12 protein-coding genes are annotated in these 16655 nt (G+C 56.2%); 4 read left to right on the forward strand and 8 right to left on the reverse strand.

Features of this window, described 5'->3' with window-relative positions; all coding sequences use genetic code 11:
* The first annotated feature begins 9 nt into the window (after nucleotides 1-9).
* The 4 genes from PF446_RS04375 (at nucleotide 10) to PF446_RS04390 (ending at nucleotide 6476) form a co-directional block, all read left to right on the forward strand.
* Complete coding sequence (locus tag PF446_RS04375) at nucleotides 10-1143, forward strand: PLP-dependent aspartate aminotransferase family protein (RefSeq protein WP_298070041.1); 1134 nt, start codon at nucleotides 10-12, stop codon at nucleotides 1141-1143.
* A gap of 90 nt (nucleotides 1144-1233) precedes the next feature.
* On the forward strand, nucleotides 1234-2061 hold the full coding sequence (locus PF446_RS04380) for an ABC transporter permease (RefSeq protein WP_298070030.1): 828 nt from the start codon (nucleotides 1234-1236) through the stop codon (nucleotides 2059-2061).
* The gene (locus PF446_RS04385) at nucleotides 2051-3433 is read left to right on the forward strand and encodes an ABC transporter ATP-binding protein (RefSeq protein ID WP_298070031.1); all 1383 of its coding nucleotides are present in this window, start codon (nucleotides 2051-2053) and stop codon (nucleotides 3431-3433) included. Before PF446_RS04380 ends, PF446_RS04385 begins: the two co-directional genes overlap by 11 nt.
* Nucleotides 3426-6476 (forward strand): DUF4915 domain-containing protein, encoded by a 3051-nt coding sequence (locus tag PF446_RS04390; RefSeq protein WP_298070032.1) that lies wholly within the window; start codon nucleotides 3426-3428, stop codon nucleotides 6474-6476. Before PF446_RS04385 ends, PF446_RS04390 begins: the two co-directional genes overlap by 8 nt.
* Before the next feature lie 44 nt (nucleotides 6477-6520).
* Here the strand turns inward: PF446_RS04390 and PF446_RS04395 are convergent, their stop codons facing one another.
* From PF446_RS04395 to PF446_RS04430, 8 genes are all read right to left on the reverse strand, one after another.
* Nucleotides 6521-8512 (reverse strand): hypothetical protein, encoded by a 1992-nt coding sequence (locus PF446_RS04395; RefSeq protein ID WP_298070033.1) that lies wholly within the window; start codon nucleotides 8510-8512, stop codon nucleotides 6521-6523.
* A complete protein-coding gene (locus tag PF446_RS04400) occupies nucleotides 8505-9458 on the reverse strand; it encodes a glycosyltransferase family 2 protein (protein WP_298070034.1) in 954 nt (317 codons plus the stop codon). Before PF446_RS04400 ends, PF446_RS04395 begins: the two co-directional genes overlap by 8 nt.
* Nucleotides 9459-9496: 38 nt before the next feature.
* Nucleotides 9497-11452: an acetoacetate--CoA ligase gene (locus PF446_RS04405; RefSeq protein WP_298070035.1), complete on the reverse strand. Its 1956-nt coding sequence runs from the start codon at nucleotides 11450-11452 to the stop codon at nucleotides 9497-9499.
* A gap of 288 nt (nucleotides 11453-11740) precedes the next feature.
* Complete coding sequence (locus PF446_RS04410) at nucleotides 11741-12706, reverse strand: hypothetical protein (RefSeq protein WP_298070036.1); 966 nt, start codon at nucleotides 12704-12706, stop codon at nucleotides 11741-11743.
* Complete coding sequence (locus PF446_RS04415; protein WP_298070037.1) at nucleotides 12703-13500, reverse strand: class I SAM-dependent methyltransferase; 798 nt, start codon at nucleotides 13498-13500, stop codon at nucleotides 12703-12705. Before PF446_RS04415 ends, PF446_RS04410 begins: the two co-directional genes overlap by 4 nt.
* A complete protein-coding gene (locus tag PF446_RS04420; RefSeq protein WP_298070038.1) occupies nucleotides 13501-14625 on the reverse strand; it encodes a glycosyltransferase in 1125 nt (374 codons plus the stop codon).
* Between the two features lie 55 nt (nucleotides 14626-14680).
* The gene (locus PF446_RS04425) at nucleotides 14681-15625 is read right to left on the reverse strand and encodes an FAD-binding protein (RefSeq protein ID WP_298070039.1); all 945 of its coding nucleotides are present in this window, start codon (nucleotides 15623-15625) and stop codon (nucleotides 14681-14683) included.
* Between the two features lie 70 nt (nucleotides 15626-15695).
* On the reverse strand, nucleotides 15696-16442 hold the full coding sequence (locus PF446_RS04430; protein ID WP_298070040.1) for an electron transfer flavoprotein subunit beta/FixA family protein: 747 nt from the start codon (nucleotides 16440-16442) through the stop codon (nucleotides 15696-15698).
* Nucleotides 16443-16655 lie beyond the last annotated feature (213 nt).

Consider the following 16655-nt stretch of genomic DNA (forward strand, 5'->3'; position numbering starts at 1 on the left):
GAACTGGGCCTGGGCACCCGCGCCATCCACGCCGGACAGTCCCCGGACCCGTCCACCGGCGCCATCATGACGCCCATCTACGCCACCTCGACCTACGTGCAGGAGAGCCCCGGCAAGCACAAGGGCTACGAGTATTCACGCTCGCAGAATCCCACCCGCATGGCCTACGAGCGCTGCGTGGCGGACCTGGAGGGCGGCGTGGCCGGTTTCGCCTTCGGTTCCGGCTTGGCCGCGGCCTCGACAGTTCTGGACCTGCTCGATTCGGGCAGCCACGTGATCGCCATGGACGACCTGTACGGCGGCACCTACCGCCTGTTCGAGAAGGTGCGCCGGCGCTCGGCGGGCCTGGATTTCAGCTTCGTCGACCTCAATGACGCCAAGGCCATGCAGGCCGCGCTCATGCCCGAGACGAAGATGATCTGGGCCGAGACGCCCACCAACCCCATGCTCAAGCTGGTCGATCTCAAGAAAGTCGCCGCCTTCGCCCAGAAGCACGGCCTGATCCTGGTGGTCGACAACACCTTCTGCTCGCCGATGATCCAGCGTCCGCTGGAATACGGCGCGGACCTGGTGCTGCATTCGGCCACCAAGTACCTGAACGGCCATTCGGACATGGTCGGCGGTGTGGTCGTGGCCGGTACCCAGGAGCTCGCCGAGCAGATGGGCTTCCTGCAGAACTCGGTCGGCGCCATCGCCGGCCCGTTCGATGCCTTCCTGGCCATGCGCGGCCTCAAAACATTGCACCTGCGCATGCGTCAGCACTGCGAAAGTGCGCTGGAACTGGCCAAGTGGCTGGAAAAGCACCCGCAGGTCGAGCGCGTGATTTATCCGGGGTTGAAGAGCCACCCGCAACATGCTTTGGCAAAGCGCCAGATGCAGGGCTTTGGCGGCATCATCACCATCGAGGTCAAGGGCGGCCTGCGCAAGGCCAAGCGCATGCTCGAGCGCTGCCACCTGTTCGCCCTGGCCGAGTCGCTGGGCGGCGTGGAAAGCCTGATCGAGCATCCGGCGATCATGACCCACGCTTCCGTGCCCGCAGCCAACCGCAAGCGCCTGGGCATCAGCGATACGTTGGTGCGGCTTTCGGTGGGTGTGGAGGATATCCATGACTTGCGAGTTGAACTCGATCGGGCGTTGACCTGAGTTGTGTGGTTCTCCCGCACGATGAACAACCCTTCGTACAACAGCAGGCAGTCACGTCACCCCATTCCCGTTTGCGGCATGTAATCCATCATGACGACGACCTTCTATCGTTTGGTCAATCCTGCAGCACCGTATGTTGCTTTGAAGCGCCATTTCGCACTCATCGTTCAGATGGCGAAGCGCGATGTCATCAGTCGCTATCGCGGATCTTTTGCTGGCCTATTGTGGTCGTTCTTCAATCCACTGCTGATGCTGGCGATCTATACATTCGTATTCGGATATATATTCAAGGCGCGCTGGAATGCACAAATGTCTGGGCATCCCCAGTTCGCGATCATCTTGTTCGCGGGATTGAACATCAACCAGTTCTTCTCCGAGTGTGCCAACAAGGCGCCATCACTGATCATCCAGAACTCGAATTTCGTGAAAAAGATCGTGTTCCCGTTGGAGTCCCTGGCTTGGAGCACGGTGGGTGCGGCGCTGTTCCATTTGCTGGTTTCAACGGTCGTGTTGCTTGTTATATCGATCCTAGTCAATCACACCATGCCATGGACGGTGGTGCTGTTCCCCTTGGTAGTGGTGTGTTTCACTCCATTCGTAGCAGGGACAGTATGGTTGCTGGCATCGCTGGGCGTGTTCCTGCGCGACCTGCAGCAAGCCATGGCCGTCATCACCACGGCGCTCATGTTCCTGGCGCCAATTCTTTACCCTATTACAAACATCCCGGAGCGCTTCCGCATTCTGGTGTACATGAACCCGTTAACGGAGATGGCCATCGCATCCCAGAAAACGTTGGTCATGGGGGAAGTCCCCAACTGGATGCATTTAGGTGTGTATGTATTGATTTCGGGGTTATTCAGCTGGCTGGCGTTCATCTGGTTTGAACGCACCAGGAAGGGTTTCGCCGATGTCATCTGAGAACCTTACCATCCAGGTGCGTGGACTTGGAAAACGTTATGAGATGTACGCTGAGCCTGTTGACCGTCTAAAACAGATGGTGCTGCCAAAGCTGCATCGACTGGCCCGCAGGAATTCACGAGAATATTTCAAGGAATTCTGGGCCCTGCATGATGTCGGGTTTGATGTACGACGTGGGGAGACGGTCGGTATTGTCGGACGCAACGGGTCAGGTAAATCTACCCTCCTGCAAATCATTTGCGGGACGCTTAACCCCACGGCTGGTAGCGTAAAAGTAAACGGAAGAATTGCGGCATTGCTGGAATTGGGCGCGGGTTTCAACCCCGAGTTTACCGGCAAGGAGAATGTGTTTCTGAGCGGCCTCCTGTATGGAATATCAGAACGTGAATTACGGGACCGCTACGATTCAATTCTTGATTTCGCGGAAATTGGCGATTTCATTGATCAGCCGGTCAAGACCTATTCCAGCGGAATGATGGTGCGACTGGCATTTTCTGTTGCGATCAATGTTGATCCAGACATTCTGGTTATTGATGAAGCCTTGTCCGTGGGGGATGAATTGTTTCAGCGTAAATGCTTCGCACGCATAGAGTCGATCCGAGATCGAGGAACAACCATTCTGTTCGTGTCGCATGCGGCAGGCGCGGTGATTGAATTGTGCGATCGCGCGTTATTAATCGATGCTGGTGAACTATTGGTTGAAGGTTCACCAAAGTTTGTCGTGAATCACTATCACAAGCTGTTGTACGCACCAGTGGAAAAAGCTACCGCGGTGCGTGAGGAAATTCGTAGGCCACACGTATCCGTGAATGAGTCTGCGCCGATGGACACAGGCAGTGATGCGGGTGGACGTGTCCAACGCGATGCCGAGGTCGAAGCCGAAACGTTTGACCCGGAACTCAAGCCCTCCAGCACCGTTCAATTCGTTTCCAGAGGCGCTACGATCTCGGAGCCAACGTTGTGGACACAGGGTGATAAGCAAGTCAATGGACTGCTTCGTGGGAGGAGATATCGTTACTGCTTTGACGTCGAATTCTCAAGACTTCTTTATCACGTAAGGTTCGGTATGCTTATAAAGAGCATCAAGGGTTTTCCGATTTGCGGAACGATGTCTGCACCGCGTGTGCAGGACGGTTTAAACGTCGTTGAAGATAGTGTCGCTAAAGTACAGTTCTGGTTCGATTGTATGCTGAATCCAGGCATATATTTTATGAATGCAGGTGTCTTCGGCATAGAGGAGTTAGGCCATCCCGAAACTCTTTTGCACCGTGTTTCGGATGTCATAGCTTTCCGCGTATTACCTATCGCAGAAAACAACTCGACCGAGATGGTTGATTTCAATTGTAAGTCCATGGTGCAGATCGATGGCTGACGTTTTCGACCGTTTGCTGGTGGCTTGCCCGAACAATGGGGGTATGTTTCTTTTTACCCGAGGGGTCAGGTATAAACTTGACAATCTTGACACGACCGGACTTGCTATTCGTGGTAATCAGCTGGTTCGTGCCATTCAACCTAACAGTTTGGCGATGCTGGGGACTACCCTGCGCGAGTTGGATGGTGCTGAACGACGGTTCGATGATCTGCATGACGTTCTGCTGGATGGCAAATACTGCTACGTCGTCAGTACTCAATGCAACGAAATCCTGAAATTGGACAGTACAGGTACAGAAGTTGAACGCTGGAGTTTTCCCGGTGAGCCGGACTCTTGGCACATCAATTGTCTAGCTCGCTGGAACGGTCGAATCATCTTTTCGGCATTCTGTGACCGTTCCATGCATCGTGGATACAAGGAGCCACCGTTTGATGTCGGATTTGTTCAAGATCTTCAAACGGGGAACCGGCTGATCACAGGTTTAATCCAGCCGCACAGCCTGGTCACCGTAGGCGACCACTTGTTGCTCGCGAATTCGGGAGCCTTTGAAATCCACGATTACGACGCCGATGCTGTGCTGGTCCGAAAGCAGGCAATGAATGGATATACGCGTGGAATAGTTCTAAATGGATCATGTGTCTATGTTGGACTTAGTAAGACCCGTAACGTGAACATGGGTGGTCCGGATAGTGCTGTGGTTGTTGCTTTGGACGTCGAAACGTGGAATGAAATTGACAGAAAAGTGTTGCCGGTAGATGAGATTTATTCCATACAGTACATGCGTGCCGCGAGTTCCGTCGATACACTCGCAAAGATTTCGGCTCATGCGAGTTCACGACTGTCATCACTTGCACAGTCTGCCAATGATGAGTTGGCTTTGGTGACCAATTTAACTGCGGAAATGGACTCGCAGATTCGGACTTTGACTGAGCAGATCGAGGACCAGAAAAAACAAGTATTCGGTCTACTTGAGACCGTTCACGGCAAAGATATTCACATACAGAATCGAGACGCTGTCATCGAGACAAAGGACAGTCAAATACAGCATCGAGACGTTGTCATCGAGTCAAAGGATAGTCAAATACAGCATCGAGACGCTGTCATCGAGGCCAAGGAAGCCCGAATCACAGCCCTCATGGATGCGCATGAAAGTAGTGAACAGCGCAGTGCCGGGTTGCTTGAACACCACCTCACTGCTGTCACTCGGGCAGATGATCTCCAAGTTAGACTGAGTCTTCTGGAGCATTCAAGGTCATGGCGGCTGACGGCTCCGCTGAGGGCATTAAACAAGTTGACGGGTCCGGTTGTCCGCAGGTCAATTGCAGTCGCATATGCCGTGGTGCATCCGCTTCGCTACATGCGACTGGCACGCGAACTCGGAGTGACCGGTTCAGTGGCTGCAGCCAGGCAGTTCATGCGCCGTGGAGGCCCAAGGCCAAGATCCGATCAAGTTCCATCCTGCATCTTCGACATTCGTTCGCAGCAGGGTCAGCCTGTCGGCATCCTGACCACGCAGCATTGCCTTTTCATTGCCGAACTCATCGCGGATGCATTGAAGCGTCTGAATATTTCGAGCGAGATCTTGTTCGAAAGACCGCGCGAAGGTTTCAGAGACGCGCCGCACTTCGTGATCTGCCCACAAATGTTCGAGGAGCTTCCGGGCTTGTATGTTGCATTCCAGATGGAACAATCAGTTAGTTCGCGGTGGTTCACAGATACGTATCTGCACACACTGGAAAACGCATTTGCCATATTTGATTACTCGATAACCAACATCAGGAAACTGACCGACATGGGCCTGAGCCCGCGGCAGTTTTTCTATCTGCCAGTGGGTCCGTTGCCCGGTTACTCGCAGATTTCGGGTGTGTCTTCTGCCGAAACCGAATATGACGTCATCTTTTATGGCGATATAAACAACTCGAGACGACTAGCGTTCTTAGCCGCTCTTGAGAAAGTGTGCAAGGTCAAAGTGGTGAGCGACCTATTCGGGGCGGCCTTGCACAATGAATTGCGCAAGGCAAGGCTGATTGTAAATATTCATTATTATGAAGGCGCGTTGCTGGAGACGACTCGAATCTGGGAATGTCTTTCACTGGGCAAGTTCGTTGTTTCTGAACGTTCATCCGACATGCACGAGCACGAGGATCTGGTCAATTTTGTCGATTTTGTGGATGTGGGGGACATGATCGCCATGGCGAATCAGGTCCGTCACTGGCTTGATTCTGCAGATGAACTCGATCAGCGAGTCCGTAAAAATGACGAAGCGATTCGCGGAACGTGCAGCCGGTTCGACTATTTCTTCTACCGATTCATGCTCTACTCCGGAAACATGAGCTTCCGGGAATTCTGGGATCAGGTCGCGGATAAGCTTCCAGCCCCGAGCGAGAAGCTGTGCCTCAACCTTCCCGAGTACGTGGATCGAGCCGATGCTTTCGACAGGGATAATCAATACGGTTTTACGCGTTTTCCCGGACTGAAACACCCCCACGGCTGGATGGGGTGTGCCATGAGCTACAAGTTCATCGCCATGTGGGCGAAAAAGCATCAGCTCTCACAAGTCATCATCTGCGAGGATGACGTGGAGTTCCCCGCGGATTTTGGAGAGGTCTGGGAAGGGGTGAACCGACACCTAAATCAAACCCGCGATGAGTGGGATTTGTTTTCCGGCATTCTTGCTGACTTGAACGAGGACGCAAACATTCTTGAGTTTCACACAGCCGACGGAATACGTTATGTGACACTTGATCGGATGATCAGTACGGTTTACAACGTATACAATCCCAAGACAATTGATTTGCTGGCCGATTGGGACGATGAAGACCATGATGTCGAATCCAATACCATTGATCGGTATCTCGAACGATGCACGGACTTGCGTGTCATGACCACATTGCCTTTCCTGGTCGGACACAAGGAAGAGCTGTATTCCACCTTGTGGGGTATGCAAAACACCCAGTACACCGAATTGATCGTGGCAAGCCAGGACCTTCTGAAGCAGAAAGTGGAGCAGTGGCGCGCCCGCAAAGTTTCGGAAGCAAGCTGACGCTGGCAGGAGCGATACCGGGATGCATTAAGAGTACCGTTGTACTATTTGGTGCTTACGAATCCAATTCCTTTCGCCAGTATCGAAAGCGCACGAAAATCACCTCCTGCTTTGAGGATATCAATCACATTGTCTACTTGAATTCGGACAAGCCAGGGATCATTGGGCAAATGCTTGCAGTTGCGCGGGACTTCAACATGAAGCGTGAAGACTTTATCCGTGGGTACCAACAAGGGCGGTGCCTTGCATCCATCGAAGGACACGGTTACCTTGGGCTCGCCTGGATATAAATATTGTTTTTGAGCTTCGGCGTAACCTTTGATTACAAATGTCTTTGATTTGCCGTGATTCAGGAGAATGGTGTTATCACTGGCGAGCCACATTCCAAACCCAATCACGGGTTTGTAAGAACCCTCCATGTACGGATAATTGTCACTATATTTGATGTAACTCCTTACTGGAGTCTTCCCGGGCTTGATGGGCTTTGGAGTAAAGTCAGGTATCCGATATAAACCATAGCTATGACTTTGAGGAATCTTGAGCCCATACACGATGAAAGCATGGTTGAATTTTCTGATCTGCGGGACAATGGGCTCTGCTACGATGTAAGCTGGTCTGCTTTTATCGAGCCGCACTACGGCGACTTGGTTGAAGTTGAGAATATTGCGGCCCGAGAAAAGCGCTACATTCGGAGCCGACCACCATCCAATTCCGAACAGGTATGCATCCTGTGGAAGCGCCTTGACCCGGTATGCCACATCCATGAGACTGGTGTTGTCCGGATTTTTTTCGCGCTTGATGCCGATGCTTTGTTGTATGAGTGACCAAGCTGGTAAGGCGAGCAAGGCCGCGGAAAATACGCTTTTGGCTATGAGTTGTCGGGCCGATCCAGAAAGCGTAGTCAATACAAAAAGGAGCACCCCCAGATTAGCAAGGAGCATTCCATCCATTATTCGGCGTAGCCATGCTCTCGAGTCCGGAGTTGCTCCCAGCCACCAGATCATGTAGATGCATGCGGCACCGAGAATGGTTGTTGCGATCAGGAAGCGTGGTTCGCGCAGTGAGCGCAGCAGGGCGGCAAGGCCGACACCTAAAATCAGCGCGACCCAAATACCCGCAATCCATCGGGGCAGGCCGTAAAACCCGGCCATGGTATGTAGATGATTCAGTACCTTGTGGACGATACTCTCCGCATGGTGCGCGTGGGAATGGGATAGCCCCGCTTGCCAAAGGATGTGCCAGAACTCGGTATGCCACCAATTCAACCATGGCCTGTAACCTAGAGCGATCACCTTCCAGGTCTCGAAGGCAAGGGTAGGGATTGCAGCACTTACGCCCAAGAGCAGGATGTTGGTCCAACCATTGCGTACGGCCTTATGCCTCTGAAGAAAAAGTTCGATCAATGCCGCCGCACCGAATGCGCCCATTCCGATCAGCATCACGGTTTTGGTGAGGTATGAAAGCGCGAGCAGAATCCCAGCGAGAACCGCACGCGCTTGTTTGTTCATGCGTGGAGATTCAGGCTGAAAATAGATTATGGTTGCCGCCAGAAACCATACCAATGAAGGTATCTCCCCGTAGCCGAAAAAGCCGTAGCGGGTCAGGCCGGGCGTGGCCAGGACGGCCAAGGGACCCAAGAAACAAAGTTCGCGGGGTATGACCGTTCGCATCAGTATCCATGCCAGCACCAACAGGGCGATAAAATACACGACATTCACAGCTTCGCTTTGGGCAATGCCGATTCCGAATACATGAAAGATGGCTGCTGCAGGAAGAATGTAGGGCGCTTTCGTCTGAATTTCATGCGGGAAAAGATCTTGTTGTGCATACAGGCGTCGATATCCATTCCCTTCGGACAGTGAGCGTGCGACTTGAAGATTCATGGCACCATCGAACGATGGTGGTGTATGGAATACGACGATCAGCAGGTGTCCAGCGATCAGGATTACCCAAAGGGCCATGAACGCAATTGCTACTTTTCGCGCGTGACGGATCTGGCCGAAGATATCTCCGATAATCCCCTTTCTTTCACTCATTTCCGTTATCCGGAGCATTCAAGTTGCGAACGCGATAATCAATTCGTTCAAGTAACTTACGATTTGTGGATATCAAATCGCCGATGAATCCCATCATGTACATGATCACGGCAATCGTCACGCACAAAGATGCAAACACAACAGATTGCACGTGCCCCTCACCATCGCCACTGAAGTAGTAAAAAAGGAAGCGTCCGCCACCGACCAGGCCTGTGAGCATGAATACCGAACCTACCCAGAAATAGAAAGCAAGTGGTCGATAGATCATGAACACTCTCAGGATCGTCAGTAGGGACCGCTTCACGTAGCTTGGAATGCTCTTGACCAAGCGTGAAGGGCGCAAGTCGGCATTGGTTCGGACAGCGACCGAGGAAATGCGTAGGTTGCTCTGACCTGCCTGGATGATCGTTTCCAGCGTGTACGTATACGCAGTAAATACATTCAGGCGCATGGCTGCCTCACGCGACATGGCTCGAAATCCGCTCGGTGCATCGACCACATTGGTTCCGGAAGCAATTCGGACCGCCCAGCTTCCGAGCCGCTGTAGCTTCTTCTTGATCCAGGAGAAATGTTTGGTCTGGTCGATCGGACGGGCGCCTATAACGATGTCCGCTTCGTGCGCTAGGACCGGTGCAGTGAGCTTGCAGATATCGGCGCCACAGTACTGGTTGTCGGCATCCGTGTTTACGATGACATCGGCACCCAGCTCGAGGCAGGCTTCGATACCGGTCATGAAGCCCACCGCCAGGCCGCGGTTCACCGGATGGCGCACGACATGGTGAACGCCGTTGGCACTGGCTATCTCGGCGGTGTTGTCCGTGGAGCCATCGTCGATGATGAGCCATTCCACCGTATCGAAGCCTTCGACCTCACGCGGCAGATCAGCCAGCGCAATGGCGAGAGTCTCTGCCTCGTTGAGGCAGGGCATCTGGATTATCAGTTTCATGTGTCCGCCTTTCCGTAGCGCCGATGCTCCACGGTCACTCAGGAGGTCAAGCTGTCTCCGAGGTTGGTGTAGGCAGCAAGCGATCCTGGATTGGCCAATGCATCGGTGTTCTTCACCGCTCTACCGTGGATCGACTCGCGTACCGCGATCTCGCTGATCTTGCCAGAAATCGTCCGCGGGATGTCGGCGACCTGTAGGATTTTCGCGGGCACGTGCCGTGGCGTGGTGTTGGCACGGATCTGCTTGGCGATGCGCTTGCGCAAATTGTCGTCGAGCGTGAGGCCTTCGCGAAGCTTCACGAACAGGATCACGCGCTCGTCGTCTTGCCACTTTTGACCCACGGCGACGGATTCCAGAACTTCCTCGACCTGCTCGACCTGGCGGTAGATTTCCGCCGTGCCGATGCGCACGCCGCCGGGGTTGAGAGTGGCGTCGGAGCGGCCGTAGATGATCACGCCGTTGTGGCTGGTGATCTCCACATAGTCGCCGTGGCTCCACACGTTCGGGAACTTGTCGAAGTAGGCCTTGCGGTATTTTTCGCCATCCGGATCGTTCCAGAAGCCGATCGGCATGGACGGGAAGGGTTTGAGGCAGGACAGCTCGCCGGGTTCACCGCGTACCGGGTGGCCGTTGTCGTCCAGCGCCTCGATGGCCATGCCCAGGCCACGGCATTGCAGCTCGCCGCGGTACACCGGCAGCAGTGGATTGCCCAGCGCAAAGCAGGAGATGATGTCGGTGCCGCCGGAGATGGAGGCCAGCAGCACGCGCTCCTTCACATCGCGGTAGACGTAGTCAAAGCTTTCCGGCGCCAGCGGCGAGCCAGTGGACAGGATGGTTTTCAGGTTCAGCAGCTTGTGGGTCTCACGCGGTTTGACGCCGGCCTTCTCGGTGGCGGCGATCCATTTGGCGCTGGTGCCGAAGATACTGATGCCCACCTCGTCGGCCAGGTCCCACAGTGCATTGCCGTCCGGGTATGCCGGCGAGCCGTCGTACAGCACCACGGCAGCGCCGACCGCCAGGCTGGAGACCAGCCAGTTCCACATCATCCAGCCGCAGGTGGTGTAGTAGAAGATGCGGTCCTCGCGCTTGAGGTCGGTGTGCAGCACCAGTTCCTTGAGGTGCTGCAACAGCGTGCCGCCGGCGCCGTGCACGATGCACTTGGGCACGCCAGTGGTGCCGGAGGAATACATCACGTAGAGCGGGTGGTTGAAGGGCGTGGGCACGAACTCGAGTGCCCGTTCCGGATTGTCGACGAAGTCCGGCCAACTCACGGCATCATGGAGACCTCCCAGGTCGACCGGGTCGCCGCTGTAGGGAATGATGACCAATTTCCGGATCGACGGAATCTTGGCGAGCACGCCGCGCACTTTTTCCATGCAGTCAAAGCGCTTGCCGCCATAAGGATAGGCATCGGCGCAGAACAGCACCTTGGGTTCGATCTGGCCGAAGCGGTCAACCACGCCGTTGATACCGAAATCCGGCGAACACGAGGACCAGACCGCGCCCAGCGAGGCGGTGGCCAGCATGGCGATGACGGTTTCGGGCATGTTCGGCATGAAGCCAGCTACGCGATCACCCATCTCCACGCCGGCTTCCTTCAACGCGTGCGCCAGGTGCGCGACCTCGGCGTGCAGCTCGGCATAGGTCAGCTGGCGCTGGTGGCCCCATTCGTTGCGGAAGATCAGCGCGGTCTTGTCGTCGCGGTGGCGCAGCAGACTCTGCGCGAAGTTGAGCTTCACCTCGGGGTAGAAGCGTGCCCCCGGCATCTGCTCGGGGTGCTCGATCACCGGCTCGGAACTCCCCGAGGCGCGGATGCCACAGAACTCCCACACCAGCGGCCAGAACTTCTCTGGATGGCGGATTGAGAAGTCATACAGCGGCGCGTAGCGCTGGATGTCGTCATTGCCCGTCTGCTCGCGCACAAATCGCACGAAGCGGTTCATGTTGGCGCGTTCGATGCGCTCCTGGCTGGGTTCCCAGATGGGTGGATTCATCAAGTGGACATCCTCTTTCTCACAAGCGTGACCCCGTGGGCCAACGATACCAGCAGGCATCGCGCGCAGCGACAGGTCGAAGGTCCCGTGCGCCAAAGTGACGCGTCCAGGCTGTTGTTCCGGATGGAAAAATGCCGCCGGGTTCGGCGGTGGCCCAGGAGGCAGTAACGCGCTTCAGCCCAGTGCCGCCTCGATCCCCGGGATCACCTTGAACAGGTCGCCGACCAGGCCGAAGTCCGTGATCTCGAAGATCGGCGTGTCGGCGGAGCCATGGTGATCTCTTCAACACTATCTGGATGCGCGTAGGTGAAAACGTGCAATGAGCCCACTACCAATGCCAAAATTCAAAGCATCTCCCACGGTTGTCGCGATGCGCAGGGCCACCACTACAAGCACGATTTGGGTGGCTGGCAACGAACCACTGAGCCATGCACTTAAAAGGACTTCGCGTATGCCCAGTCCCGCAGGAGCGCCGGGCGCGACAAAACCGAGGATCCAGCTGCCTGCGAAGGCTCCCGTTAGGAAAATAACACTGGGGGTATGCGCGCTGGTTCCAAGAAGTGCATGCGTTACAAGCCAAAGCCCAACACCAACAATGAAGAAATTAACCAGGTACGTCACATAACATGCCATGACTGTTCGTACATTGAGTTTAAAACACGGGGTTACATGCGTTTCTTCGCCTCGTCTTGCTGCCCGTACTTTTGCGAGCCAAGAAGCAGCACGGGGGGCGAGTGCCAGTGCCAAGACAGCACCTGAGGTGATAAGAATCACCAACGGCAGCCGATACTTGCTGATATCCCATTTTATAAGTGCAAGTGGGGGTTCCCAGAGCATGGTCAGAGCGCTTAAATGTGAACAAGCCACCAAGATCAATAGAAATTCGTAGGCGATTGAAAAGAGGGTGACTGATAGGGGTATCCCCGAATTGCGTGTTAGCGCCACACGTCCAATGTGCTGGGCGATGTTACCTGGGAGGTACTTCCCGAATTGAGTTGTAGCCATGATGGCTAGAAGTCGCGGATACGAGGTCGTCTGATGCATGGCGCGTAGAAGCCATGTCCATGCAAGGACAGTAGTCGGGATGAGCAGAGAATAAAGGAGTATGAGCACCAATAGCGCAAGAAGCACATGAACGTTTACAAGCTCTGTTAAGTGCTTACCCGATAGCGCATGACGCGCATACGAGAAAAAATAGATGCCGGCACAACTAGCCAGAAGGATACCTAGCCAATTCAGCGTTTTTTTTCTCATAGAGACTTGGCGCGCAGAAGGTATCCATTGCCCCATGGCAGTTTTTGCGTCATCGCCTGCATGCTGAAAGCAGTTCGCAACACAAGCCGACCTGGCAGGGATCGCATGAGAGGGAACCACTTCAGTACATGTCCACGATCCACACCGCTTCGATCACTGTTGGCCTGATGCCCGCCAAGGTCCTGCTCGGACGGAGATAGCCTTCGTCTGATGCCGCGGGCTTGGAGTTTTTCTGTCATGTTACCCAAGGGGAAACCAAAGCACTCGACATGCTCGATGCTAAGACCCGCATTTGCGATGAGATCCATTAGCTCATTCTTGCGATACCGGCGATAGTGTCCCGCCCATACGTCCGCGGCATTCCACAGTCGTGGGTGAGCAGGTACGGAAATGAGCAGCGTGCCTCCAGGTGCCAACCATGAAGCCCATTGCATGATTGCCTCTCCGTCATTCTCGATGTGTTCCAGTACCTCAAAAGCCATGATTAACGGAAATCTTCCAGCCCAAGAGGGCGACGGCTTATCCGAGAGAGATATGGTTTGGTCGGTTGATTTCGATACCCGTTCGATGACACTTCGCGCTTGCGCTGACGTTTCAAGAGCCGTGCACACGAAATTTCTCGCTGCTAGTTCTTGCAAAAGCATGCCGGCCCCACACCCAATTTCTAGAACATCGCAAGGCTGCATGTCCTCCAACTGGCGAAGGATTCTCCTGCGTCGCAGCAGATAGCGTGGGGCAGGGACCCAGCCCAATTCCGGAGCGGCGGGTCCAAGAAGAGGCAGATACTCGATCATTTAGGCCTCCAAGCCAAGGCGCGTTAAGAGAAGTTGAGCGCATTGCTCGCCTACCATGCCAGCGCCAAGACGCTTGCTCCAAAGTTCGTGGCAAGGCTTGTCGGGCAAAGATTCCAGAGCATCGCACACCGCCAATGCCAGTGCCTCGGGATCGCCCGGGGTGACCAGACGAACGCACGGCGGATTGTCCTCAAGTATCTCGCGGATGGCGGGGGAGTCGCGTGTGACCAAAGGCTTGCCCATGGCCACGACCTGGAAGATCTTGTTGGGAATGACGCTGGCAGCTTTTTCAGAAGTGCCGAATATGCCCAGGCACAAGTCGGCCGTGAGAATGCGTTGAGGTAAGTCGACGTAGTCAACCCATGGCTCCCAAATGACATTGGGCAGCGGATATTCTTCCAGAATATGCCGAATGCGTTCCTCTTCCTGGCCCGAGCCGACGAGTTGCCACTGAATGGGTTGATCGGAAACTATCCTTGCAGCACGAACGATGGTCTCGATGCCGTGCAAGGGTATGAATTGACCATAGAAGAGTACCTTCAGAGGGGCTCTGGGCGCGCGCGGGGGCGGTGCAGGGTAAAGGTCCCGCTCGAAATGTTCCGTCTCGGCGCCGACCCATACCGAGCCAATACTTCCTTCTGTTAGCCCGAAGAGGTTTTCCACGCGTCTGGCATGCGTGTGAGTGTCGAGAAACACAAGGTCGGCACGATGTAATGCAAAGCGCTCCACTGCGTACAGCAGGCGCGCGCGAATACTCTCGCGTGGCAGTATGCGACGATCCTCAACTACGGTGTCGTATAGCGACATGAACATGTCCCACACGAGCGGCACACCGCGCATCCGCGCCAGGGGGGCAACCACAATTATGTCGAGCAGGCCAGGAAACCCGACTAGGACCACATCCGGTTTGCGAGCACGCAGGAAATTCCAGACCAAACGTGGGTAGGCCAACAGCCATCGCGTGAGGATGCGTATTTTTTTCCACAAGCCCCTGATCTGGGATTTGTCTTCAATGCCGTACCACGGATTGACATGACAGTGGTGCAACTTCACTCCTGCAGCTTCCAGGCCGGCATGTAAAAGGCGGATACGGGGCTTGCCCGTATCGTAAGTTCCCCATGCCATGACCCGCATTTCAACGACCTCGTCAGTGACGGTGTAGGAGGGAAATATGCGCGGTTCAGCCCAGCGCCGCCTCGATTTCCGGGATCACCTTGAACAGGTCGCCGACCAGGCCGAAGTCCGCGATCTCGAAGATCGGTGCGTCGGCGTCCTTGTTGATGGCCACGATGGTGCCGGCGTCCTTGATGCCCGTCAGGTGCTGGATGGCGCCGGAGATGCCGAAGGCCATGTACAGCTCGGGGGCGATGATCTTGCCGGTCTGGCCGACCTGCATGTCGTTGGGCACATAGCCGGCGTCGACCGCGGCGCGCGAGGCGCCGACGGCGGCGTTCATCTTTTCGGCCAGGGTGTAGATGATGTCGAAGTTTTCCTTCGAGCCCACGCCGCGGCCACCGGAGATCACGCGCGGGGCGCTCTGCAGGTCCGGGCGGTCGCTCTTGTCCTGCTTCAGTTCCACGAAGCGGGTATGTCCGGGCAACTCGACGTCGATGTCCAGGGCTTCGACCGGTGCGACGTCGTCGCTGCTGGCGGCGGCGGGCCATGAGGCCGAGCGGATGGTCGCGACCACGGTCTGGTCGGCGGGCGCCTGGACGGTGATGATGGCGTTGCCGGCATAGATCGGACGGGTGAAGGTGTGGCTGCCTTCCACGCTCATGATGTCGCTGACCTGGGCCACACCCAGCAGCGCGGCCACGCGCGGCATGAGGTCCTTGCCGGTGGTGGTGGAGGGGCCGAATACGTGGCTGTAGCCTTCGGCGGCCTTGGCGATCTGCGGCGCGGCGATGGCGGCCAGCATCCGGGCATTTTCGGCGCGGACGATGGTCAGCACGCGGCTGACGCCACCGATCTTGGCGGCTTCGGCGGCCACGTTATCGGGTTGTTCGCCCAGTACCAGCACGTCGATGGCGTCCGGTTTCACGGCGGCGGCGGCGCTGACCACGCGGGCGGTGGCGCCGTTGAGCTTGCCGTCGAGGTGTTCTGCAATGACCAGAATCTTGCTCATGGTGGAATGTCCTTGGTGTCCGTGATGTTCGCCGGGGCGCGGCTGCGCGTCCTACGGGCGAGGAATGGGGTTACAACAGGCCCTTCTGCTTGAGCGCCTCGACCAGCGCGGCGGCGTCCTCGACCATTTCTCCCTTGCTGCGCTTGGGCGGCGGTGCGTAATGGGTAGTGGTGAGGTGGTCGCCACTTTCGATGCCCAGACTGTCGAATTCGATGGTGTCGATGGGCTTGGACTTGGCCTTCATGATGTCCGGCAGCTTGATGAAGCGCGGCTCGTTCAGGCGCAGGTCGGTGGTGATCACGGCGGGCAGTTCGGCCTCGATGGTTTCCAGGCCGGCGTCGACTTCGCGGGTCACGGTGGCCTTGCCGTCGGCGATCTCCAGCTTGCTGGCAAAGGTGGCCTGCGGGCGCTTCCACAGTGCAGCCAGCATCTGGCCGGTCTGGCTGTTGTCATCGTCGATGGCCTGCTTGCCCAGGATCACCAGGCCCGGGTCTTCCTTCTCGATCAGCTTGAGAAAGGTGCGCGCTGCGGTCAGCGGCTGCAGCGCGGCGTCGGTGGTGACGTGGATGGCGCGGTTGGCGCCCATGGCCAGGCCGTTGCGCAGATGCGAGGTCAAGTCCGCTGGGCCGATGCCGACGATCACCACTTCTTCGGCCACGCCCTTCTCGCGCAGGCGCAGGGCCTCTTCCAGCGCAATGTCGTCGAACGGGTTGGCCGACAGCTTCACGCCGTCGATGGCGACGCCGGAGTTGTCCGGCTTGACCTGCACGCGCACGTTGTAGTCCACGACACGCTTGTAGCCGACCAGAATCTTCATCAGCGGTTCCTTTCCCTTGCGGTTCGGGCGCCCACGGTTTGCGGTCGCCGTGAATCAAACGCTTATTCTAACCCGAGCCGGGGGTCGAGGCCGAACGTGGACGTGTGCAGGGCGTGACGTGGATGTGGCGGATGTCGCCCGGATAAGGCCATGGGCCGCACCACGGGCACTTCCTTCGGTCGCATCCGGGGGGCGTGCGGGGATGTTGTGGCG

Origin of the sequence: Oleiagrimonas sp. (genome assembly GCF_027858935.1) — a bacterium.
Taxonomy (GTDB): domain Bacteria; phylum Pseudomonadota; class Gammaproteobacteria; order Xanthomonadales; family Rhodanobacteraceae; genus Oleiagrimonas.

Coding starts and splice junctions, on each gene's coding strand:
- PF446_RS04380 (WP_298070030.1), top strand. CDS start 1,234: ATGACGACGACCTTCTATCGTTTGGTCAATCCTGCAGCACCGTATGTT.
- PF446_RS04385 (WP_298070031.1), top strand. CDS start 2,051: ATGTCATCTGAGAACCTTACCATCCAGGTGCGTGGACTTGGAAAACGT.
- PF446_RS04390 (WP_298070032.1), top strand. CDS start 3,426: ATGGCTGACGTTTTCGACCGTTTGCTGGTGGCTTGCCCGAACAATGGG.
- PF446_RS04395 (WP_298070033.1), bottom strand. CDS start 8,512: ATGAGTGAAAGAAAGGGGATTATCGGAGATATCTTCGGCCAGATCCGT.
- PF446_RS04400 (WP_298070034.1), bottom strand. CDS start 9,458: ATGAAACTGATAATCCAGATGCCCTGCCTCAACGAGGCAGAGACTCTC.
- PF446_RS04405 (WP_298070035.1), bottom strand. CDS start 11,452: ATGAATCCACCCATCTGGGAACCCAGCCAGGAGCGCATCGAACGCGCC.
- PF446_RS04410 (WP_298070036.1), bottom strand. CDS start 12,706: ATGAGAAAAAAAACGCTGAATTGGCTAGGTATCCTTCTGGCTAGTTGT.
- PF446_RS04415 (WP_298070037.1), bottom strand. CDS start 13,500: ATGATCGAGTATCTGCCTCTTCTTGGACCCGCCGCTCCGGAATTGGGC.
- PF446_RS04420 (WP_298070038.1), bottom strand. CDS start 14,625: ATGGCATGGGGAACTTACGATACGGGCAAGCCCCGTATCCGCCTTTTA.
- PF446_RS04425 (WP_298070039.1), bottom strand. CDS start 15,625: ATGAGCAAGATTCTGGTCATTGCAGAACACCTCGACGGCAAGCTCAAC.
- PF446_RS04430 (WP_298070040.1), bottom strand. CDS start 16,442: ATGAAGATTCTGGTCGGCTACAAGCGTGTCGTGGACTACAACGTGCGC.